We start from the raw sequence: 21,860 nt of genomic DNA, 5'->3' as shown, positions 1-21,860 counted from the left end.
GTCGTAATCACCGAACGTCTTAGTTTGGTAAGGAATTGAACCATGCGTCATCGTAAAAGTGGCCGTCACCTCAGCCGCACCAGCGCTCACCGCAAGGCCATGTTCCAGAACATGGCGGTATCGCTGTTCGAGCACGAACTGATCAAAACCACCCTGCCCAAAGCCAAGGAACTGCGCCGCGTTGCCGAGCCGCTGATCACCCTGGCCAAGGAAGACAGCGTTGCCAACCGTCGTCTGGCCTTCGACCGTACCCGTTCGAAAGCCATCGTTGGCAAACTGTTCAACGATCTGGGCAAGCGCTACGCCAACCGCCAGGGTGGCTACCTGCGCATCCTGAAGTGCGGCTTCCGCGCTGGCGACAACGCCCCCATGGCGTATGTCGAACTGGTCGACCGTCCGGTCGCTGGTGAAGTCGAAGCTGCTGCCGAGTAATCGGTCGCTGCGAAGAAACCGGGCCTAGTGCCCGGTTTTTTTATGTCCACGATTCTGTAAGAGTTTTTTTCTATTGTTTTGTTACGGTTAATAAATTGGTTCTCTTGCTGATGGCATTCTAATCTTTCCCCCATCGCCGGCACGGGCCGGTGACGACCTGATAAGGAGCGATCACAGATGAGCCAGAAGCCCACGACCCCCGCCCAGGCCAAGTGCCCCTTTTCCGGCGGCGGTTCGCAGCATTCCGCCGGTGGTGGTACGTCCAACCGCGACTGGTGGCCTAACCAGCTGAACCTGAAGATCCTGCATCAGCATTCCAGCCTGTCCGATCCGCTGGACAGCGGCTTCGACTACGCCGAAGCCTTCAAGAGCCTCGACCTGCAGGCCCTCAAGCGTGACCTCCACGCCCTCATGACCGATTCCCAGGACTGGTGGCCCGCCGACTTCGGCCACTACGGTCCGCTGTTCATCCGCATGGCCTGGCACAGCGCCGGCACTTACCGTACGGCCGACGGCCGCGGCGGTGCGGGCACCGGCAACCAGCGTTTCGCCCCACTCAACAGCTGGCCGGACAACGTCAACCTCGACAAGGCCCGCCGTCTGCTGTGGCCGATCAAGCAGAAATACGGCCAGAAGATCTCCTGGGCCGACCTGATGATTCTGACCGGCAACGTCGCCCTGGAGTCCATGGGCTTCAAGACCTTCGGTTTCGCCGGCGGCCGCCGGGATATCTGGGAGCCGGAAGAGGACATCTACTGGGGTTCCGAGCGCGAGTGGCTGGCCACCAGCGAGAAGCCCAACAGCCGCTACAGCGGTGACCGTGACCTGGAGAACCCGCTCGCTGCTGTGCAGATGGGCCTGATCTACGTGAACCCGGAAGGCCCGGACGGCAACCCCGACCCGATTGCCGCAGCCCGCGACATCCGCGAAACCTTCGCCCGCATGGCCATGGACGACGAGGAAACCGTCGCCCTGATCGCCGGCGGCCATACCTTCGGCAAAACCCACGGTGCCGGCGATGCCGCCCATGTGGGCGCTGATCCGGAAACCGCCAGCATCGAAGCCCAGGGCCTCGGTTGGCACAGCAGTTTTGGCAGCGGCAAGGGCTCGGACACCATCACCAGTGGCCTCGAAGTCACCTGGACCCAGGCCCCGGCCCAGTGGAGCCACTACTTCTTGGAGAACCTGTTCAAGTACGACTGGGAACTGACCAAGAGCCCCGCCGGTGCCCACCAGTGGGTGGCCAAGGGTGCCGATGCGGTCATCCCGGATGCGCACGACCCGTCGAAGATGCACCGCCCGACCATGCTGACCACCGACCTGTCGCTGCGCCTTGACCCGGCCTACGAGAAGATCTCCCGTCGCTTCCTGGCGGATCCGCAGGCCTTCGCCGACGCATTCGCCCGTGCCTGGTTCAAGCTCACCCACCGTGACATGGGCCCGCGTGCCCGTTACCTCGGCCCGGAAGTCCCGGCTGAAGAGCTGATCTGGCAAGACCCGATTCCGGCCGTCGACCACCCGCTGGTGGACGCGCAGGACATCGCCCAGCTCAAGGCACGTATCCAGGCCTCCGGCCTCTCGGTCAGCGAACTGGTGTCCACCGCCTGGGCCTCGGCTTCCACCTACCGCGGTTCCGACATGCGCGGCGGCGCCAACGGTGCCCGCATCCGCCTGGCACCGCAGAAGGACTGGGAAGCCAACCAGCCCGCGCAACTGGCTCGCGTGCTCAGCGTGCTGGAAGGCATCCAGGCCGACTTCAACCGCTCGCAAGCCGGCGGCAAGAAGATCTCCCTGGCCGACCTGATCGTCCTCGCCGGTGGCGTGGGCATCGAGCAGGCTGCCAAGGCCGCCGGGCAGGCCCTGGAAGTGCCCTTCACCCCGGGCCGCATGGACGCCTCCCAGGAGCAGACCGACGTCGAATCCTTCGCCGTGCTGGAACCCCTGGCCGACGGTTTCCGCAACTACCAGAAGGCGCGCTTCACCGTGACCGCTGAGGAGATGCTGGTGGACCGCGCCCAACTGCTGACCCTCACCGCCCCGGAAATGACCGTACTGGTCGGTGGCCTGCGGGTACTGGGTGCCAACGTCGGGCAGACCGCCCACGGCGTACTGACCCAGCGCCCCGGCACGCTCAGCAACGACTTCTTCGCCAACCTGCTGGACATGGGGACGGCGTGGAAGCCCACCAGCGAAGCCGCCGAGCTGTTCGAAGGTCGTGACCGCAGCAGCGGCGCCCTGAAGTGGACGGCCACCCGTGTCGACCTGGTGTTCGGTTCCAACTCGCAGTTGCGCGCCATCGCCGAGGTCTACGCCAGTGCCGACGCCCAGGCGAAGTTCACCCAGGACTTCGTTGCCGCCTGGACCAAGGTGATGAACCTCGACCGCTTCGATCTGGCCTGATCCACCGCTCCACGAAAAAGCCCCGCATCTGCGGGGCTTTTTCGTATCAGGCGCGGTCACGCTCCAGCAACGGCTTGAGGAAGTGCCCGGTGTGGGACTGCGGCATCGCCGCCACCTCTTCCGGCGTACCGGTGGCGATGATCTGGCCGCCCTTGGAGCCGCCCTCCGGGCCCAGGTCCACCAGCCAGTCGGCGGTCTTGATCACGTCCAGGTTGTGCTCGATCACCACCACCGTGTTGCCGTGGTCCCGCAGCCGGTGCAGCACGTCCAGCAGTTGCTGGATGTCGGCGAAGTGCAGGCCCGTGGTGGGTTCGTCGAGGATGTACAGCGTCTTGCCGGTGTCGCGCTTGGACAGCTCGCGGGATAGCTTCACCCGCTGCGCCTCGCCGCCGGAGAGGGTGGTCGCCGACTGCCCCAGGCGGATGTACGAGAGGCCCACGTCCATCAGCGTCTGCAGCTTGCGGGCGATGGCCGGCACGGCATCGAAGAACACGCGCGCCTCCTCGATGGTCATGTCCAGCACCTCGGTGATGCTGCGGCCCTTGTACTTCACCTCCAGGGTCTCGCGGTTATAGCGCTTGCCCTTGCACACGTCGCACGGCACGTAGATGTCCGGCAGGAAGTGCATCTCCACCTTGATCACGCCGTCGCCCTGGCAGGCCTCGCAGCGGCCGCCCTTCACGTTGAAGGAGAAACGGCCCGGCCCGTAGCCCCGCGAACGCGACTCCGGCACGCCCGCGAACAGCTCGCGGATCGGCGTGAACAGCCCGGTGTAGGTCGCCGGGTTGGAGCGCGGCGTGCGGCCGATGGGGCTCTGGTCGATGTCCACCACCTTGTCCAGGTGCTGCAGCCCGTCGAAGCTGTCGTGGGGGGCCGCCTCCAGGGTAGTGGCGCCGTTCAGCGCCGTCGCGGTGATGGGGAACAGGGTGTTGTTGATCAGCGTCGACTTGCCCGAACCGGACACGCCGGTGATGCAGGTCAGCAGGCCGACCGGGATTTCCAGGTCGACGTTGCGCAGGTTGTTGCCGCGCGCGCCCTTGAGCTTCAGCGACTTCTTCTTGTCGCGGGGCGTGCGGGTGGCCGGCACCTCGATCTTCACCCGGCCCGACAGGTACTTGCCGGTGAGCGAATCCGGGTGGGCCATCACCTCGTCCGGCGTACCCTCGGCGACGATCCGGCCGCCATGCACGCCGGCACCGGGGCCGATATCGACCACATAGTCGGCCAGGCGGATGGCGTCCTCGTCGTGCTCGACCACTATCACCGTGTTGCCGAGGTTGCGCAGGTGGGTGAGGGTGGCCAGCAGGCGCTCGTTGTCACGCTGGTGCAGGCCGATGGACGGCTCATCGAGGATGTACATCACCCCCACCAGGCCGGCACCGATCTGGCTGGCCAGGCGGATGCGCTGCGCTTCGCCACCGGAGAGGGTGTCGGCGCTGCGGTCCAGGGTCAGGTAGTCCAGGCCGACGTTCACCAGAAACTGCAGACGCTCGCGGATCTCCTTGAGGATCTTCGCCGCGATCTCGCCTTTGCGGCCCGGCAGTTCCAGCACCCCGAAGTAGTCCGAGGCCTCGCCCACCGGCAGCGAGGTCACTGCCGGCAGCGTCTTCTCGCCGACCCACACATGGCGCGCCTCGCGGCGCAGGCGGGTGCCGCGGCAATCCGGGCAGGGCTGGGTGCTGAGGAACTTCGCCAGCTCCTCGCGCACGGTGTTGGATTCGGTCTCGCGGTAGCGCCGCTCCAGGTTCGGGACGATGCCCTCGAAGGGGTGGGAGCGCTTGACGATGTCGCCGCGGTCGTTGAGGTAGCGGAAGTCCACGTCCTCGCGGCCGCTGCCCTGCAGGATCACCCGCTGGTGCTCCGGCGCCAGCGCGTCGAACGGTTCCTCCAGGCTGAAGCCATAGTGCGCGGCCAGGGAGCCGAGCATCTGGAAGTAGTAGACGTTGCGCCGGTCCCAGCCGCGTATCGCGCCCTCGGCCAGGGTCAGCTCGCCGTTGACCAGGCGCTTGGCATCGAAGAACTGCTTCACCCCCAGGCCGTCACAGGTGGGGCAGGCACCGGCCGGGTTGTTGAAGGAGAACAGCTTGGGTTCCAGCTCGCTGATGGAGTGGCCGCAATGGGGGCAGGCGAAGCGCGCGGAGAAGATGATCTCCTCGCCCGGCTCGTCGTCCATCGGCGCCACCAGCGCAATGCCGTCGGCGAGGTTGATCGCCGTCTCGAAGGATTCCGCCAGGCGCTGCTGCAGGTCGCCGCGCACCTTGAAGCGGTCCACCACCACATCGATGGAGTGCTTCTTCTGCTTGTCCAGCTTGGGCAACTCGTCCAACTCGTAGAGGCGGCCGTTGACCCGTGCGCGGACGAAGCCCTGGGCGCGCAGCTCGTCGAACACCGCCAGGTGCTCGCCCTTGCGCTCGCGGATCACCGGCGCCAGCAGCATCAGCTTGCGGCCCTCGGGCATGGCCAGCACCTGATCGACCATCTGGCTGACGGTCTGCGCCTCCAGCGGCACATCGTGGTCCGGGCAGCGCGGCGTACCGGCGCGGGCGTAGAGCAGGCGCAGGTAGTCGTAGATCTCGGTGATGGTGCCCACCGTGGAGCGGGGGTTGTGGCTGGTGGACTTCTGTTCGATGGAGATGGCCGGCGACAGCCCCTCGATGGTGTCCACGTCGGGCTTTTCCATCATCGACAGGAACTGGCGGGCATAGGCCGACAGCGATTCCACGTAGCGCCGCTGGCCCTCGGCGTAGAGCGTGTCGAACGCCAGAGACGACTTGCCCGAACCGGACAGCCCGGTGATCACGATCAGCTTGTCGCGGGGGAGGGTGAGGTCGACGTTCTTCAGGTTGTGGGTACGTGCCCCACGGATGAGTATCTGGTCCACAGCGGCCTCGCATGGCGAGCGGAAAACGCCCGAGTATACGGGCGCCCCCAGGGGCGCGGCAAAGCGGCACGGCAGTGTCCTGATGGGCCGGGACTGTTAGAATGCGCCGCATTTTTCCGGCGCAGGCAGCAGCCGCGCACCCGGGGACCGGGTGCCAGCGCCCGACGCGGGGCATGACGCATTCCCGCACTTCCTGTCACGAGGCATCTATGCACGATCCCCATTCCGAACGCATGAGCGGTCGCGAGACCCGCGCCGCCGGTGGCCTGGCGCTGGTGTTCGCCTTCCGCATGCTCGGCATGTTCATGGTATTGCCGGTCCTGGCCACCTACGGCCAGGACCTGGCCGGCGCCACCCCGGCGCTGATCGGCCTGGCCATCGGCGCCTACGGCCTGACCCAGGCGGTGCTGCAGATCCCCTTCGGCATCGTCTCCGACCGCATCGGTCGCCTGCCGGTGATCTACATCGGCCTGCTGATCTTCGCCGCCGGTGCCGTGCTGGCGGCCAATGCCGACTCCATCTGGGGCGTCATCGCCGGGCGCATCCTGCAGGGTGCCGGGGCCATCTCCGCCGCGGTCATGGCGCTGCTCTCCGACCTCACCCGCGAGCAGCACCGGACCAAAGCCATGGCCATGATCGGCATGAGCATCGGCGTCTCCTTCGCCGTCGCCATGGTGGTCGGCCCACTGGTCACCCGCGCCTTCGGCCTGGCCGGGCTGTTCTGGATCACCGCCGCCATGGCCCTGGTCGGCATCCTGATCATCGCCCTGTTCGTCCCCCGGGCCGCCTCGCCGCTGCAGCATCGCGAGTCCGGCGTGGCCCGCCAGGCGCTGCTGCCGACCCTCAGGCACCCCGACCTGCTGCGCCTGGACTTCGGCATCCTCGCCCTGCATGCCGTGCTCATGGCCAGCTTCGTCGCCCTGCCGCTGGCGCTGGTGGAAAAGGCCGGCCTGCCCAGGGAGCAGCACTGGTGGGTCTACCTCACCGCCCTGCTGGTGGGGTTCTTCGGCATGGTCCCGTTCATCATCTACGCCGAGAAGAAGCGCCAGATGAAGCGCGTGCTGGTCGGCGCCGTCAGCGTACTGGCCGCCTGCGAACTGTACTTCTGGGCCTTCGGCGACACCCTGAGCGCCCTGGTCATCGGCACCATCGTCTTCTTCACCGCCTTCAACCTGCTGGAAGCCTCGCTGCCCTCGCTGATCAGCAAGGTCGCCCCGGCCGGCGGCAAGGGCACCGCCATGGGCGTCTACTCCACCAGCCAGTTCCTCGGCGCCGCCCTCGGCGGCATCCTCGGCGGCTGGTTGTTCCAGCATGGCGGCCTGTCCGTTGTGTTCATCGGATGTGCGGCGCTCTGTGCGATTTGGGTCGCCATTGCTGTTACTATGCGCGAACCTCCGTACGTGACCAGCCTGCGCCAGCCGCTCGATACAGCGGCCCTCGGCGATGCGACGCTGGTCCCGCGTTTGCTGGCTTTGCCCGGAGTGGCGGATGCCGTGGTGGTGGCCGAAGAGGCCGCCATCTATATCAAAGTGGATACCGAAAAACTGGACCGCACGTCCCTGGAGCGCCTGATCAAGTCGGCGCCCGAACGTGCTGAAGCCTAGGAGAACGTTATGGCCCGTGGGGTTAACAAAGTCATTCTGGTCGGCAACGTCGGCGGCGACCCTGAAGTCCGCTACATGCCCAACGGCAACGCCGTGACCAACATCACCCTGGCCACCAGCGAGAGCTGGAAGGACAAGCAGACCGGCCAGCAGCAGGAGCGCACCGAGTGGCACCGCGTGGTGTTCTTCGGCCGCCTCGCCGAGATCGCCGGCGAGTACCTGCGCAAGGGGTCCCAGGTCTACGTCGAAGGCAGCCTGCGCACCCGCAAGTGGCAGGGGCAGGACGGCCAGGACCGCTACACCACCGAAATCGTCGTGGACATCAACGGCCAGATGCAACTGCTCGGCGGCCGTCCCGGCAACGATGGCGACTCCGCCCCGCGCGCCCCGCGTCCGCAGCGCGAGCCGCAACAGTCTGCCCCACGCGAGTCCCGCCCGGCTCCGCAACCGGCCGCCCAGCCGGCCCCGGACTACGACAGCTTCGACGACGACATCCCGTTCTGAGTCGAGCCGTCCGGCACAGACAAAGGCGCAGCCACCAGGCTGCGCCTTTTTCGTTTCAGGAGGATGAAAAGCGGCGCCCACCGAGGTGGTTATCCACAGCCGCCCGCCGTCCTTTGGAGTGGCCTGCAGCCCGCGTGGGACGGGACTTTGTGAATGCAGAATCACATTCAGCCCGGGCTCTGGACGCTGGCAAACCGCCTCTATAGGCTTGCCCAGCACTCCATCGACCGCCCTCCCGGAACCCACCATGAAACTCAACGGGCTGACCGCCGTTCTGCTTCTGGCTGGCCTGCCCCTGTGCAGCATCGCCAGCCCCTACCAGACCCTCGCCCGTGACGCGGAAAGCAGTGCCCGCTGGGGCCTGCTCGGCAGTGCCGCCGAGCAGTACCGCGCCATCCTCGCCGACCCGAGCCTGAGTGCCAGCCACCCCCGTGCGCGCCTGGCCCTGGCCAAGGTCTATGCCGATGCCCTCGACTACCCCGCCGCCAAGGCCGAACTGGCGCAGCTCAAGCAGGACGCCCCCGACTCCGCGGAGGCCAAGGAAGGCGCCAAGCTGGCCAAGCGCATTGCCAAGAAGCTCAAGACCCACACCTTCGGTGGCCGCATCGCCGTGGCCCGAGTGCATGACACCGACACCGCCAACGCCAGCGCCGGCATGACCCAGGACCCCTCGTTCGATGACGAAGACGACGAAGACGACGAAGACGACGAGGGCGACGAGGACATGGACGACATGGCCTTCGAGGACGACGACAGCCTCGACGACCTGCTCGACGACATCGACCTGGACGAGGACGACCTGGCCGACGACGGCGAAGACGAAGACGACGACACCGCGCCCACCCCGGTCGCCAAGCCCAAGTCCACCGTCCACGACAACCGCTGGCAGGCTGCTGGCAGCCTGCGCTACGGCTACGGCTTCGACGACCGTGGCAGCCGCTGGACCCTCGGCGCCAACATCGCCCAGGCCCGCCAGGACGACCGCGACGAACTCAACCGGCAGACCTGGGCGGTCTCCACCGGTCCCACCTTCGTCATCCCGGCCTGGCGCCTGAAGGTCAACGCCGCCGTCACCTACCTGCAGCTCTACAAGGACCACCAGTACGACCTCTCCAGCACCATCTGGACCCTCGGCGCCAGCCACAAACTGAACCGCGTGCTGGAGCTGTACAGCCGCTACAACTACGAGAACCGGGGCCTGGAGAACGACAGCCCGCTGGACATCGAAGTCGACACCTTCAAGCTCGGCACCCGTTTCAAGCCCACCGGCAAGGACAGCTTCGACCTCAGCTACTCGCCCAAGGTGGAAGACAACGACACGCGCAACAAGGACAAGGAGCAGGAAAGCTGGAAGATCAGCTACGCCCGCAAACTGCCCTGGGACAGTTTCGCCAGCGTCGCCTACAGCCGCCGCCACACCGACTTCAAGCACGACCCCACCGGCAAGGAAGAGGACGAGACCAAGCACGTCGTCACCCTCGGACACAAGCTCACCAAGGACCTGGTGATGACCGTCAGCTACGAGCACAAGGACAAGGATTCCAACCTGCCCGGCCGCGACAAGAACAACGAAAGCACGGCCCTTGGCCTGAGCTACACGTTCTGACCCGCAGCCAAGAGCTGCCTGGGTTTACCCTCTACCGGGCGCGGGCCGAGCGATGCTCGCGCCGCCCAGGCGCGGACGAAAAAAAGGGCGGCCCTGCTCGCAGGGCCGCCCTAAATCACGGAGTTGCTTACATCGCGTGGCCGCGATGACTTGCGGCCACGGGTGTTGGATTACTTCTCCAGGATTGCAGTCACACCCTGACCGCCCGCCGCACAGATGGAAATCAGCCCGCGCCCCTGGCCTGCCGCGTCCAGCAGCTTGGCCAGGTTGGCGACGATGCGACCACCGGTCGCCGCGAAGGGATGGCCGGCGGCCAGGGAGCTGCCCTTGACGTTCATCTTGCTGCGGTCGATGACGCCCAGCGGCTGTTCCAGGCCAAGGCGGGTCTTGCAGTACTCAGCGTCTTCCCACGCCTTGAGGGTGCACAGCACCTGAGCGGCGAAGGCCTCGTGGATCTCGTAGTAGTCGAAGTCCTGCAGGGTCAGCCCGTTGCGCGCCAGCAGGCGCGGCACGGCGTAGACCGGCGCCATCAGCAGCCCTTCCTTGCCACCGACGAAATCCACCGCCGCCGCTTCGCCGTCCTTGAAGTAGGCGAGGATCGGCAGCCCGCGCGCCTTGGCCCACTCCTCGCTGGCCAGCAGCACCACCGAGGCGCCGTCGGTCAGCGGGGTGGAGTTGGCCGCAGTAAGGGTGCCGCGCGGGCCGCGTTCGAACACCGTCTTCAGGGTGCCGAGCTTCTCCAGGTTGATGTCCGCCCGCAGGTTCTGGTCGCGGGTCAGGCCGAGGAACGGGGTCATCAGGTCGTTGTGCCAGCCCTCGGCATAGGCCGCCGCCAGTTTCTGGTGGCTGGCCACGGCAAGCTTGTCCTGCTCGTCGCGGGGGATGGCCCAGGTCTGCGCCATCAGCTCGCAGGACTCGCCCATGGACAGCCCCGTGCGCGGCTCGCCGTTACGCGGGATGTGCGGCGCCAGGTGGCGCGGGCGGACCTTGAGCAGGGTCTTGATCTTGTCGGCGGTGGTCTTGCCGCGGTTGGCCTCCAGCAGGATCTTGCGCAGCTCCTCGTGTACGCCGATGGGGGCGTCGGAGGTGGTGTCCACGCCACCGGCGATGCCGCTCTCGATCTGCCCCAGGGCGATCTTGTTGGCCACCAGGATGGCTGCCTCCAGGCCGGTGCCGCAGGCCTGCTGGAGGTCGTAGGCGCTGGTTTCCGGCGCCAGGCGCGAGCCGAGCACGCATTCGCGCGCCAGGTTGAAGTCCCGGGAGTGCTTGAGCACCGCCCCGGCGACGAATTCGCCGATGCGCTCGCCGTGCAGGTTGTAGCGCTCCACCAGGCCTTCCAGCGCGCTGGTCAGCATCTGCTGGTTGCTGGCGGTGGCGTACACCGTGTTGGAACGGGCGAACGGAATGCGGTTGCCGCCGACGATGGCGACCCGGCGCAGCTGGGTCATGGGTGACTCCTTGCCTGGGAAATGGATGCGGGGTGCAGCAGGTGGCACAAGACTAGCCGCCAGGCCATCCCTCGCATTGGCCGCCTTGCCGGCGCGGCGGGCAACGCGGTCAATTGCGGGCCGGCGCTGTCTGCGTAGAGTGGCCCCCACTTCTTATGCGTGCAGGAGCCTGCCCCCATGTCCGACCGTTATCTCGCCTTCGCCAACTCCACCACCGGCCGACGCCTGGTCGGCGCCCTCGGCCTGCCCGCGCCGCTGCGCCTGGAGCGCTGGACCGCAGGGCGCGTGCGGCCGGTGGACGGTGCCCTGCTGCTGGGCGGCGAGGGGGCCCTGGCCGACGCCGCCAGCGCCGTGCTGAACAAGCTCACCGACCAGTCCTACGCCGCCGAAGAAGGCCGCTTCGGCCTGCCACGCTGGACCGCCGAGCACGGGCCAAAGCTCAAGGCCCTGGTGTTCGACGCCAGCGGGCTGACCCGCTTCGAGCAACTGATCGAGCTGCGCAACTTCTTCCAGCCCACCTTCAAGGGCCTGGGCAAATGCCCGCGCGTGGTGGTGCTGGGGCGCCCGCCGGAAAGCCTCAAGGACCCGATCGCCGCCAGCGTGCAGCGCTCCCTGGAGGGTTTCACCCGCTCCCTGGGCAAGGAGATCCGTCGGGGCGGCAGCGTGCAGCTGGTGTACGTCGGCAAGGGCGCCGAGGACCAGCTCGAAGGCGCGCTGCGCTTCTTCCTCTCGCCCAAGAGCGCCTATGTCTCGGCCCAGGTGCTGCGGCTTGCCGCCAGCAGTGCCCAGGTCAAGGACTGGAGCCGCCCCCTCGGCGGCCAGCGTGCGCTGGTCACCGGGGCCTCGCGGGGCATCGGCGCGGCCATCGCCGAGACCCTCGCCCGGGACGGCGCGGAGGTGGTGCTGCTGGACGTGCCCCAGGCCAAGGACGCCCTCGAAGCCCTGGCCGCTCGCCTCGGCGGCCGCGCGGTGGCCCTGGACATCTGCGCCGAGGACGCCCCCGCGCGCCTGGTGGAGGCGCTGCCCGACGGGCTGGACATCGTCGTGCACAACGCCGGCATCACCCGTGACAAGACCCTGGCGAAGATGAGCGAAGCCTTCTGGGACTCGGTGATCAACGTCAACCTCAAGGCCCCCCAGGTGCTGACCCAGGCCCTGCTGGACGCCGGCAAGCTGCACGACAACGGCCGCGTGGTGCTGATCGCCTCCATCAGCGGCATCGCCGGCAACCTCGGGCAGAGCAACTACGCGGTGAGCAAGGCCGGGGTCATCGGCCTGGCCCAGGCCTGGGCCCCGGCGCTGGCCAAGCGCGGCATCACCATCAACGCCGTGGCACCCGGCTTCATCGAAACCCAGATGACCGCCGCCATCCCGCTGACCATCCGCGAAGCCGGCCGGCGCATGAACTCCATGAGCCAGGGCGGCCTGCCCCAGGACGTCGCCGAAGCCGTGGCCTGGTTCGCCCAGCCCAGCTCCGGTGGCCTCACCGGCCAGGTGATGCGGGTCTGCGGGCAGAGCCTGCTGGGGGCCTGACCCGCCGGCGGCCGCTTCAGGCCGCCTGTGCCGCCAGCGCCGCGCCCCGCTGGGCGTAGCGCTCGGCCATCACCGAACAGACGATCAGCTGCATCTGGTGGTACAGCATGATCGGCAGCAGGATCAGCCCCAGCGCGGGGTTGGCGCCGAAGATGATCCCCGCCATCGGCGCACCGGCGGCGAGGGATTTCTTGGTGGCGCAGAACACCGCTGCAATCTCGTCCTCATGGCTGAAATCCATCGCCCGCGCCGTGCGGGTGGTGGACCAGAGCATCAGCGCCAGCACCAGCGCACTGCCGACGAAGGCGATGGCCAGGGTCTCCGGCCCCTGCTGCTGCCAGATGCCGGCGGCCACCGAATCGCTGAACGAGGCGAACACCAGCAGCAGGATCACCAGCTTGTCGAACACCGAGGTGTAGCGCTTGTAGCGGGCGAAGAAGCGCCCCCACAGCGGGCGCAGCCCCTGGCCCAGCACCAGCGGCAGGAGCAGCAGCAGGCTCAGGTCCAGCAGCGTCCTGCCCAGGTCCATGCCGCCGTTGGCATCGGCCACCAGGCTCACCAGCCAGGGCGTGATGAACACCCCCAGCAGGCTCGACAGGCTGGCGTTGAGAATCGCCGCCGGCACGTTGCCGCCGGCGCTGCCGGTCAGCGCCACCGACGAGGAAATGGTCGAAGGCAGCGCGCACAGGTAGAAGAAGCCCAGCATCAGCGCCGTCGGCAGGTGGGTGCCCAGCAGGCGGTCCGCCGCCAGCCACAGCAGCGGGAAGGCGGCGAAGGTGAACAACTGCACCATCAGGTGCAGGCGCCAGTTGCCCAGCCCCTTGCGGATCTGCTCGGTGGAGAGGTTGATGCCGTGCAGGAAGAACACCAGGAACACCCCGGCATTGATCAGGTTCTCCGCGTGCAGCACGCCGCCGTGACGGCCCAGGTTGGGGAACAGCAAGGCCAGCGCCACGGCCAGCAGCATGCCGCCGAGGAACCAGTCGGTGACCAGGCGCTTGAGGGGGTTGAGAGCGGACATCGGCGCCTCCGGGGCAGCGGGGGGATTGAGGCGGCAGGGTAGCGGGCGCAGAATCCGACCGTCTAACGACAAAGGATCAATCCATGTCGACAAACGGACAGCAGCGTGGCCCCGCCCGGCTGATCCCCGCCCTCGATGCCCTGCCGCGCCCGCTCTACGCCCGCGCCGAGAGCCTGCGCGCCGGCTCCTGGACGCCGCGCCACCGCCACGACTGGGTGCAGTTCTCCTACGCCATCAGCGGCGTGCTCGGCGTGCACACCGCCGACGGCAGCTTCTTCGCCCCGCCGCACTGGGCCGTGTGGGTGCCGGCCGGGCTGGAGCATGAGGTGGTCAGCTCCATGCACGCCGAGATGCGCAGCCTCTACGTGCGCCGCGATGCCTGTGCCTGGGCGCCGGAGCAATGCCGCGTGCTGGAGGTGACCCCGCTGGCCCGCGAGCTGATCAAAGCCTTCTGCCTGCTGCCGGTGGAGTACCCCGAGGGCGACAGCGCCGAGGCGCGCCTGGTAGCGGTGTTGCTGGACCAGTTGCGGGCCCTGCCCGAGGCCGGCTTCTCCCTGCCCATGCCGGCCGCCGGCCGCCTGCGGGTGCTCTGCGACGAACTGGCCGCGCAGCCCGACCTGGCCCACGGCCTGGGCGAGTGGGCAGCCCGGCTCAACACCTCGGAGAAGACCCTCAGCCGCGCCTTCCTGCGGGAGACCGGCCTGAGCTTCCGCCAGTGGCGCCAGCGCCTGCGCCTGCTCGCCGCGCTGCAGCCGCTGGAGGGCGGCGCCAGCGTCACCGAGGTGGCCCTGGCCAGCGGCTACGAATCCCCCTCGGCGTTCATCGCCGCCTTTCGCGGGCTGTTCGGCGTCACCCCCGGCGAACTGTTCCGCTGAGCCGCCCGGTCCCCGTCGGCTGGCTAAGCTGAAGCGATCAAGACCGCCATATCAGGGACCGAACATGCTGCAACTGCTCGGCCGGCTGGTGCTGCTCCTGCTGCTGGCGAGCAGCATCTGCCAGGCCGCCGAACCGTTGGAATTCTCCACCGCCGAAGCCCGCTGGCTGCAGGAGCACGGGCGCATCCGCGTGGGCCTGGAGCGCAAGGGCTGGCCACCGTTCGACCTGATGGGCGAGGACGGCAGCTACCAGGGCATCAGCGCCGACTTCCTGCGCCTGCTCGGCGAGCGCCTCGGGCTCGGCGTGGAACCGGTCTACTTCGACGACTGGCCCCAGGCCCGCGAGGCCCTGCGCCGGGGCGAGGTGGACGTGTTGCCCTCGGCTGGCAAGACCCCGGAGCGGGAGCACTGGATGGCCTTCAGCGCCCCCTACCTGACCACCACCAGCCTCATCTATTCCCGCCGCGAAACGCCCTACCGCAGCCTCGACGAACTGGCCGGACGCCGCGTGGCCGTGGAGCGCGACTACGCCATGCAAGACCGCCTGCGCCAGCGCGGCCGCGACCTGCAACTGGTGGAAACGAGCGACACCGAGGCCGCCTTGCGGGCGCTCTCGTCCGGGCGGGCCGATGCCTACATCGGCAACATGATGGCGGCCGGCTACCTGATTCACCGGCTCAACCTCAGCAACCTGGAGGTCAGTGGCGACCCCGGCCTGGCCGGCAGCGCCCTGCACTTCGCCGTGCACGGTGAGCAGGCGATGCTCGCCGAACTGCTCGACCACGCCCTGGCCAGCGTCACCCACGGCGAGCGCGAGGCCATCCTGGCGCGCTGGCTGCCCCCTCTCTACAGCCTCGACTGGCGCGAGCTGCTGGCCCTGGGTTGGCCCTACGGGATCGCCGTGCTGGTGCTGGTGGTCTTCGTACTGGTGTGGAACCGCCGCCTGGCGGTGCAGGTTGTGGAACGCCAGCGCGCCGAAGCCGAGGCCCAGCGCCAGCGCAGCACCCTGCAGGCGCTGGTGGACGCCATCCCCGACCCGATCTGGTTCAAGGACACCGGCGGCCGCTACCTCGGTGCCAACCAGGCCTTCGCCGAACTGATCGGCCAGGACCTCGACGGCCTGGTGGGGCGCACCGATGCCGAGCTGCTGCCCACCGAGCGCGCCCGCCTGCGGCTGATCCAGGACCAGGCCGCGCTGGCCATGAGCCGTCCCATGGAAAGCGAAGACTGGGTGCTCCAGCGCGACGGCCGCAAGCTGCTCTACGCCACCGTGCGCGCCACCTTCGACGATGAAGACGGACACCTGCTGGGGCTGGTGGGCGTCAGCCGCGACGTCACCGCGCGCAAGCAGAGCGAAGAGGCGCTGGAGCGCGCCAAGGAACTGGCGGAAGAGGCCGCGCGGGTGAAGTCGGACTTTCTCGCCAACATGAGCCACGAGATCCGCACGCCGATGAACGCCATCGTCGGCATGACCCACCTGGCCCTGCGCGCCGGTCCCGAACCTCGCCAGCGCGACTACCTGGAGAAGATCCGCCAGGCCAGCCAGCACCTGATGGGGCTGATCAACGACATCCTCGACTTCTCCCGCATCGAGGCCGGCAAGCTGGAGGTGGAGCAGATCGACTTCGACCTCATCCTGGTGCTGGAGAACCTCGCTGCCCTGGTGGGTGAGCGGGCTGCCGACAAGGGGCTGGAACTCATCTTCCGCATCGACCCGCAAGTGCCCCGCCACCTGGTGGGCGACCCGCTGCGCATCGGCCAGATCCTGATCAACTTCGCCAACAACGCGGTCAAGTTCACCGAGCGCGGCGAAGTGGAGGTGGCTGTGCGCGGAGAGGCGCGCGACGGCGGCTGGTTGCTGCAGCTCTCGGTGCGCGACACCGGCATCGGCCTGGACGCTGCCCAGCAGGCGCGGCTGTTCGAATCCTTCCAGCAGGCCGACACCTCCACCACCCGCCGCTACGGCGGCTCCGGCCTCGGCCTGGCCATCTGCCGGCGCCTGGCCGAGGCCATGGGGGGCGACGTGGGGGTCGACAGCCAGCCCGGCGAAGGCAGCCTGTTCTGGTGCCGCCTGCTGCTGCCCATCGCCCCCGAACAGCCCCAGCCGGACCTGCTGCGCCCCGACCTGCTTGGCCTGCGTGCCCTGGTGGTGGATGACAACCCCAGCGCCCGACGTGCCGCCAGCGACCTGCTGGCCAGCCTGGCGCTGCGGGCCGAGCACTGTGGCGACGGCGAAACCGCCCTGGCCCGCCTGCAGGAGGCCGACACCCAGGGCAACCCGTTCAGCCTGGTGATACTCGACCGCCATATGCCCGGGCTCGACGGCCTGGAAACTGCCCGACGCCTGGTAGCCCTGCCCCTGAGCAAGACACCGTGGGTGCTGCTCGCCAGTACGACAGGGGAGAGTGAGCCCAGTGGCGACGGCATCGACCAGCACCTGGAGAAGCCCCTCACCCTGCCGCGTGTGCTGCACGCCATCCACGCCTGTCAACTGCATCGCCGGGTAGACGTGCCGCGCAGCGACGCGCCCCTCATGCCGCAGTTCGACGGCCAGCGCGTGCTGCTGGTGGAAGACCACCCGCTGAACCGCGAGGTGGCCGGCGAGCTGCTGGAGATGGCCAACCTCCAGGTGGACCTGGCGGAGAACGGCCTCGACGCCCTCGACCGCCTGTGCTGGCAGCCCGACGGCCACTACGCGCTGGTGCTGATGGACATGCAGATGCCGGTGCTCGACGGCCTGGAAGCTACCCGCCGGCTGCGCCAGGAAGGGCGCTTCGCCCGCCTGCCGATCATCGCCATGACCGCCAACGCCCTGGTCGATGACCGCGAGCGCTGCCTGGCGGCCGGCATGAACGACCACATCGCCAAGCCCATCGAGCCCCGCGAACTGTGGGGCACCCTGTCGCGCTGGCTCGGCCCCCGCCCGGCAGCCGCGCCCCCCGTGGCGCCACCGCTGCCGGCCTGGCACCTGCCGGGCGTCGACATCGCCGACGGGATACGCCGTGCCCTGGGCCGCGAGGACGCCTACCGCCGACTCCTGGCGCGCTTCGCCGAGGGTCAGCGCGACTGCGGCCGGCACCTGCGCGAAGCCCTGGCCAGCGGCCAGCGCAACCTGGCCGAACGCCAGGCCCACGACCTGCGCGGCCTGGCCGGCAACCTCGGTGCCCATGGGCTCAAGGCCCAGGCGGCCACCCTCGAAAAGGCCCTGGCTGAGGCGGCGGAGCCGGCCCGCATCGAGCACCTGCTGGCCGAGCTGGAACCGCCATTGCAGGCGCTGGTCGGAGCCATCGAGGCCCTGCTGCGCGAGGCAGGCGAGCCGCCCCCGGCCCCCGCTTGGGACGCCGCCGCGCTGGCGCGCACCTGCCGCCGGTTGGCCCGCCTGCTGGAGGAAGACGACCCACGGGCAGCGCGGCTGCTCGACGAGCAGGCCGGAATGCTGCGCAGCGCCTTTAATGAAGGCTACGGGGCCCTGGAATCGGCCGTGCGGGCCTATGACTTCGAGACAGCGCACCAAGCGCTGCGCGCGCTGGCCGACCAGCGCGAAATCACGTTATGACGAGGTGCCGTGATGACCGGGATGCTGGACAGACCCGAGCGTGAAGTGGTGCTGGTGGTGGACGACACGCCCGACAACCTGGCGCTCATGAGCGAGCTGCTGATGGACCGCTACCGGGTCAAGGTCGCCGGCAGTGGCGAGAAGGCCCTGCGCATCGCCGGCGGCCGGCAGCCGCCGGACCTGATCCTGCTGGACGTGATGATGCCGCAGATGGACGGCTACGAAGTCTGCGCCCGGCTCAAGGCCGACCCGGCCACCCGCGACATCCCGGTGGTGTTCCTCACCGCCCGGGGTGAAGCGGCGGACGAGCAGCACGGTTTCGACCTTGGCGCGGTGGACTACATCACCAAGCCCATCAGTCCGCCCATCGTCCTCGCGCGCATCCAGGCCCAACTGCAGCTCAAGGCCAACGCCGACTTCCTGCGGGACAAGAGCGAATACCTGGAACTGGAGGTGCGTCGCCGCACCCGCGAGATCAGCCACCTGCACGAAGCCACCATCGAGGCCCTGGCGAACCTGGCCGACCTGCGCGACAACCCCGCCGGCAACCACCTGGTGCGCATCGAGCTGTACATGCGCCTGCTCGGCGGCGCCCTGGCCCGGCAGCAACCGGCCCTGGCCGACGAACTGACCCCGGACAAGGTGGCGCTGATGGCCAAGTCGGCGCAGTTGCACGACATCGGAAAGGTGGCCCTGCCGGACCGCGTCCTGCTCAACCCCGGCGCGCTGGAGGGCGACGACCTGCGGCTGATGCAGAGCCACACCCGCCTGGGCCGCGAAGCCCTGGAGCGCGCCGACCGGCGCCTGGCGGGCGGCGAGGGCGAGGGTTTCCTGAGCTACGCCCGGCAGATCATCCAGTCCCACCACGAGCGCTGGGACGGCGACGGCTACCCCGACGGTCTGCGGGGCGAGCAGATCCCCTTGGCGGCGCGGCTGATGGCGGTGGCCGACCACTATGACGAACTCACCGCACCGCACCCGTACCGTCCCAGGGTGGGCGGCGACGAGGCGGTACGGCGGATCAGCGCTGCCAGCGGCAGCCACTTCGACCCGCTGGTGGTCATGGCCTTCCTCGAAGTGGCCGACGGCTTCGCCCGCATCGCCGAACGCCACGGCGACGATCAGGCCGCCCTGGAAGGCGAGCTACAGCGCCTGGAAAACTCCCTGGCCGAGACCATCGAGCTGACCCTGCCCGATGTGCAGACGCCGCCGGTGGACGCCTGAGTTCGCCGGCCGCCGGTGTCGGTCACGGAGAGGGGGAGGGGGCGGCGGCCGGCATAGAGCTCGATCTCGCCGTCCCGGGTCTGGTATTCGCCGGGAATCATGGGTCAGGCGTTGAAGAGCGTCTTGTAGTAGATGGCGTTGGCCCGGTAGGTGCCATCCGGGCCGCAGGCGTAGTCGGGCAGGCCGCCGATGCAGGTGTAGCCGAGGCGCTGGTAGAGGGCCTCGGCATCGCTGCCGGCTTCGGTGTCCAGGTACAGCAGGCCGCGCCGGGCGGCCAGGGCCTCGGCCTCCAGGCGCTGCATCAGCGCCTGGGCAATGCCCTGGCGGCGTGCGGTGCTGAGCACCAGCAACTTCTGCACCTCGGCGCGGTTCAGCCCATTGGGCTTCTGGCACAGGCCGAGCTGCACGCTACCGAGTACCTGGCCCTGGCGCTGTGCGATCCACAGCCACTGCGCGCCTGCGTCCAGGGCCTGCTGCACCTGGTCGAAGTAGGTCCCCGCCGCGTCGGCATCCAGGTCGGCGAGGAACCCCACCGAGGCGCCGTGGCCGACACTGTCCAGCAGCAAGGCCACCAGCGCCGGGCGCTGCCGGGCCAGGCCGGCGGCGTCGAGCCGGTCGATCTGCAGGGCCGGCGTCACGGGGTTTCGCCCAACTGGCGCTGCATGAAGGTCAGGTCCAGCCAGCGGCCGAACTTGCGCCCCACCTGCGGCATCTGCCCGGTGACGACGAAGCCGAGGCGCTGGTGCAGGTGGATGGAAGCGCTGTTCTGCGTCTCGATGGCCGCCACCATCACATGCAGCCCGGCCTCCTGGGCGCGGTGCACCAGGGTTTCCAGCAGGTGCCGGCCAATGCCCTGGCCGCGCAGGCCGTCGCGCACGTAGACCGAGTGCTCCACGGTGTGGCGGAAGCCTTCGATGCTGCGCCAGGTGCCGTAGGTGGCGTAGCCGAGCACCTCGCCAGCGGGGGATACCGCCGCCAGCACCGGGAAGCCGGCGGCACGGCGCTCGGCCAGCCAGGCCTGGCGGTTGGCCAGGTCCACCTGGGTTTCGTTCCAGATCGCTGTGGTGTGGGCCACGGCGTCGTTGTAGATGGCGAGGATGCCGGGCAAGTCGGCGTCCCGCGCGTCATGGATGACGTAGGGCATGGCGACCTCAGGCGATGGGCTGGTGGACGCTCACCAGCTTGGTGCCGTAGCGCATCAGTTGGGCCAGGGCCTGGCCGTCGCGGGCACCCTCCAGCCGGACGGCGGTGAAGATCAGCAGCTTGTCTTTCTCGCGGGGCGACAGGTCCATCTCAAGTACTCCAGGTTCGCGGGGGCTTGGCCTCGCGGCCGAGCAGGGCAGGGCGCAGCAGGCGCCAGAGTTCGATGAGCCAGGCACGGGCCTGCAGGGCCTCGGGGCCCAGGCAGCAGGCCGGGACCAGGCCGGGCCATTGGGTGAGGACGCCACGCCCGTCACAGTGGATGTCGAGAGCGGCCTGGTAGTGGCCGTCGCCGAAGCGCTCGCCGGCAGCGGGGCGGCCGAGGGCCACGATGTCCCAGTAAAGCAGACGGACATCGCCGTGCAGGTCGATGCCGCCGGGCGGGTGGACGATGACGGGCTGGCACACCTCCGGGCCTTCTGCATGCAGGTGTTTTTGCACCCTCAGGGGGCCGAGGTGGCGGTCCGGCACCGGAATGGTGCATTCCCCCCGGCGGGCATGGGCCAGTTCCAGTTCGGCGGGCCAGCTCGGCGTGAACGGGGTGGCAGGCAGCTTCATGGGGCGGTGGCGTTTCCCGGAATAGTTGACCGAGTGGGCAAGCAAGAGGCGTGCCCTGAACCGATTCGGTGCAGATTTGACGCTCAAAGAGTCCGGTTGATCTGCGAGTTCTGTGGAGGTTTCTGGTTTCGCCCCGCCGGGGGAGTTTCTTTTTTCAGTCGCGGTGTGTGTCAACGTACCTGTCGCCTTGCTACAGCTCTGGCAGCCCACTGCGCTCGGTCTTCTGAAGGGGCCGTTTCCCCGCCCCACCTTGTGTGCCAGGCACGATCACCGTGTGCGCTTCGGGGGCTCAAGTGACAAGTCACCCATTGCTTTTCAGATGGCCACCAACCCTCTCACCCCTTCGGCCTCCATGTGTTCCCCGCGCCCCTGCTGGATGACTTCGCCCCGGCTCATCACCAGGTACTGGTCGGCCAGTTCGGCGGCGAAGTCGTAGAACTGCTCCACCAGCAGGATGGCCATGTCGCCGCGTTCGGCCAGCGTGCGGATCACCGCGCCGATCTCCTTGATCACCGAGGGCTGGATGCCCTCGGTGGGCTCGTCGAGGATCAGGAGACGCGGCCGGCTGGCCAGGGCGCGGCCGATGGCCAGTTGCTGCTGCTGGCCGCCGGAGAGGTCGCCGCCGCGGCGGTGCTTCATCTCGCGCAGCACCGGGAACAGCGCGTAGATGGATTCGGGCACGGCCCTGGCGTCACGGGCGCTGAAGCGGGACAGGCCCATCAGCAGGTTTTCCTCCACGGTCAGGCGGCCGAAGATCTCGCGGCCCTGGGGCACGTAGGCGATGCCGGCGTGCACGCGCTGGTGCGGCTTGAGCCCGGTGATGGCGCGGCCCTCCCAGTTCACCGTGCCTTCCCTGGCCGGGATCAGGCCCATGAGGCATTTCAGCAGGGTGGTCTTGCCCACGCCGTTGCGCCCGAGCAGGCAGGTGACTTCGCCGATCCGGGCTTCGAAGGAGAGGCCGCGGAGGATGTGGCTGCCGCCGTAGTACTGGTGGAGCTGGTCGACTTTCAGCATGTCG

General features: G+C 68.5%; 17 protein-coding genes. 9 read left to right on the top strand and 8 right to left on the bottom strand.

Annotated elements, in window-relative coordinates; genetic code table 11:
- Nucleotides 1–42: 42 nt before the first annotated feature.
- Together rplQ and katG are read left to right on the top strand one after the other, a co-directional pair.
- The gene (gene rplQ / locus A7D27_RS15580; protein ID WP_016490551.1) at nt 43–432 is read left to right on the top strand and encodes a 50S ribosomal protein L17; all 390 of its coding nucleotides are present in this window, start codon (nt 43–45) and stop codon (nt 430–432) included.
- 177 nt (nt 433–609) lie between these two features.
- Nucleotides 610–2,832: a catalase/peroxidase HPI gene (katG, locus tag A7D27_RS15575; RefSeq protein ID WP_069565395.1), complete on the top strand. Its 2,223-nt coding sequence runs from the start codon at nt 610–612 to the stop codon at nt 2,830–2,832.
- Nucleotides 2,833–2,878: 46 nt separating this feature from the next.
- On the opposite strand, the gene uvrA is transcribed toward katG, so the two are convergent.
- Entirely contained in the window at nt 2,879–5,713 is a 2,835-nt protein-coding gene (uvrA, locus tag A7D27_RS15570; RefSeq protein WP_069562473.1) for an excinuclease ABC subunit UvrA, read from the bottom strand.
- A gap of 209 nt (nt 5,714–5,922) precedes the next feature.
- Here uvrA and A7D27_RS15565 point away from each other — a divergent pair, with 209 nt between their 5' ends.
- From A7D27_RS15565 to A7D27_RS28360, 3 genes are all read left to right on the top strand, one after another.
- Nucleotides 5,923–7,317 carry an MFS transporter gene (locus A7D27_RS15565; protein WP_069565394.1) on the top strand — a complete coding sequence of 465 codons (1,395 nt, stop codon included), beginning with the start codon at nt 5,923–5,925 and terminating at the stop codon, nt 7,315–7,317.
- 9 nt (nt 7,318–7,326) lie between these two features.
- Complete coding sequence (locus A7D27_RS15560; protein WP_069562471.1) at nt 7,327–7,821, top strand: single-stranded DNA-binding protein; 495 nt, start codon at nt 7,327–7,329, stop codon at nt 7,819–7,821.
- Between the two features lie 247 nt (nt 7,822–8,068).
- The gene (locus A7D27_RS28360) at nt 8,069–9,427 is read left to right on the top strand and encodes a tetratricopeptide repeat protein (protein WP_069565393.1); all 1,359 of its coding nucleotides are present in this window, start codon (nt 8,069–8,071) and stop codon (nt 9,425–9,427) included.
- Between the two features lie 170 nt (nt 9,428–9,597).
- Here the strand turns inward: A7D27_RS28360 and A7D27_RS15550 are convergent, their stop codons facing one another.
- The gene (locus A7D27_RS15550) at nt 9,598–10,875 is read right to left on the bottom strand and encodes an acetyl-CoA C-acetyltransferase (RefSeq protein ID WP_069565392.1); all 1,278 of its coding nucleotides are present in this window, start codon (nt 10,873–10,875) and stop codon (nt 9,598–9,600) included.
- A gap of 177 nt (nt 10,876–11,052) precedes the next feature.
- On the opposite strand from A7D27_RS15550, the gene A7D27_RS15545 reads away from it, so the two are divergent.
- The gene (locus tag A7D27_RS15545) at nt 11,053–12,408 is read left to right on the top strand and encodes a 3-oxoacyl-ACP reductase (RefSeq protein WP_069565391.1); all 1,356 of its coding nucleotides are present in this window, start codon (nt 11,053–11,055) and stop codon (nt 12,406–12,408) included.
- Between the two features lie 16 nt (nt 12,409–12,424).
- Here A7D27_RS15545 and A7D27_RS15540 read toward each other — a convergent pair whose 3' ends face one another.
- Nucleotides 12,425–13,429, bottom strand: a complete 1,005-nt coding sequence (locus tag A7D27_RS15540) for a bile acid:sodium symporter family protein (protein ID WP_069565390.1) — start codon at nt 13,427–13,429, stop codon at nt 12,425–12,427.
- Between the two features lie 83 nt (nt 13,430–13,512).
- On the opposite strand from A7D27_RS15540, the gene A7D27_RS15535 reads away from it, so the two are divergent.
- The 3 genes from A7D27_RS15535 to A7D27_RS15525 all read left to right on the top strand — a co-directional run bounded on the left by A7D27_RS15535 (nt 13,513) and on the right by A7D27_RS15525 (nt 19,084).
- On the top strand, nt 13,513–14,304 hold the full coding sequence (locus tag A7D27_RS15535; RefSeq protein WP_069565389.1) for a helix-turn-helix transcriptional regulator: 792 nt from the start codon (nt 13,513–13,515) through the stop codon (nt 14,302–14,304).
- 64 nt (nt 14,305–14,368) lie between these two features.
- A complete protein-coding gene (locus tag A7D27_RS15530; protein ID WP_069565388.1) occupies nt 14,369–17,860 on the top strand; it encodes a response regulator in 3,492 nt (1,163 codons plus the stop codon).
- Nucleotides 17,861–17,872: 12 nt separating this feature from the next.
- Complete coding sequence (locus tag A7D27_RS15525) at nt 17,873–19,084, top strand: two-component system response regulator (RefSeq protein ID WP_069562464.1); 1,212 nt, start codon at nt 17,873–17,875, stop codon at nt 19,082–19,084.
- 104 nt (nt 19,085–19,188) lie between these two features.
- Here A7D27_RS15525 and A7D27_RS15520 read toward each other — a convergent pair whose 3' ends face one another.
- From A7D27_RS15520 to urtE, 5 genes are all read right to left on the bottom strand, one after another.
- Nucleotides 19,189–19,722 carry a GNAT family N-acetyltransferase gene (locus A7D27_RS15520; protein ID WP_069562463.1) on the bottom strand — a complete coding sequence of 178 codons (534 nt, stop codon included), beginning with the start codon at nt 19,720–19,722 and terminating at the stop codon, nt 19,189–19,191.
- Nucleotides 19,719–20,228 carry a GNAT family N-acetyltransferase gene (locus A7D27_RS15515; protein ID WP_069562462.1) on the bottom strand — a complete coding sequence of 170 codons (510 nt, stop codon included), beginning with the start codon at nt 20,226–20,228 and terminating at the stop codon, nt 19,719–19,721. The genes A7D27_RS15520 and A7D27_RS15515 overlap by 4 nt, the downstream gene beginning before the upstream one ends.
- A gap of 7 nt (nt 20,229–20,235) precedes the next feature.
- Nucleotides 20,236–20,376, bottom strand: a complete 141-nt coding sequence (locus tag A7D27_RS27910; RefSeq protein ID WP_371850577.1) for a hypothetical protein — start codon at nt 20,374–20,376, stop codon at nt 20,236–20,238.
- 1 nt (nt 20,377) lies between these two features.
- The gene (locus A7D27_RS15510; RefSeq protein WP_069562461.1) at nt 20,378–20,842 is read right to left on the bottom strand and encodes an urease accessory protein UreD; all 465 of its coding nucleotides are present in this window, start codon (nt 20,840–20,842) and stop codon (nt 20,378–20,380) included.
- A 315-nt stretch (nt 20,843–21,157) separates the two neighbouring features.
- On the bottom strand, nt 21,158–21,856 hold the full coding sequence (gene urtE, locus A7D27_RS15505; protein ID WP_069562460.1) for an urea ABC transporter ATP-binding subunit UrtE: 699 nt from the start codon (nt 21,854–21,856) through the stop codon (nt 21,158–21,160).
- Between the last annotated feature and the right edge of the window lie 4 nt (nt 21,857–21,860).

The sequence above is a fragment of the Pseudomonas sp. 1D4 genome (genome assembly GCF_001728925.1).
Lineage (GTDB): Bacteria > Pseudomonadota > Gammaproteobacteria > Pseudomonadales > Pseudomonadaceae > Metapseudomonas > Metapseudomonas otitidis.
This window is presented reverse-complemented; position numbering and strand designations above follow the sequence as displayed.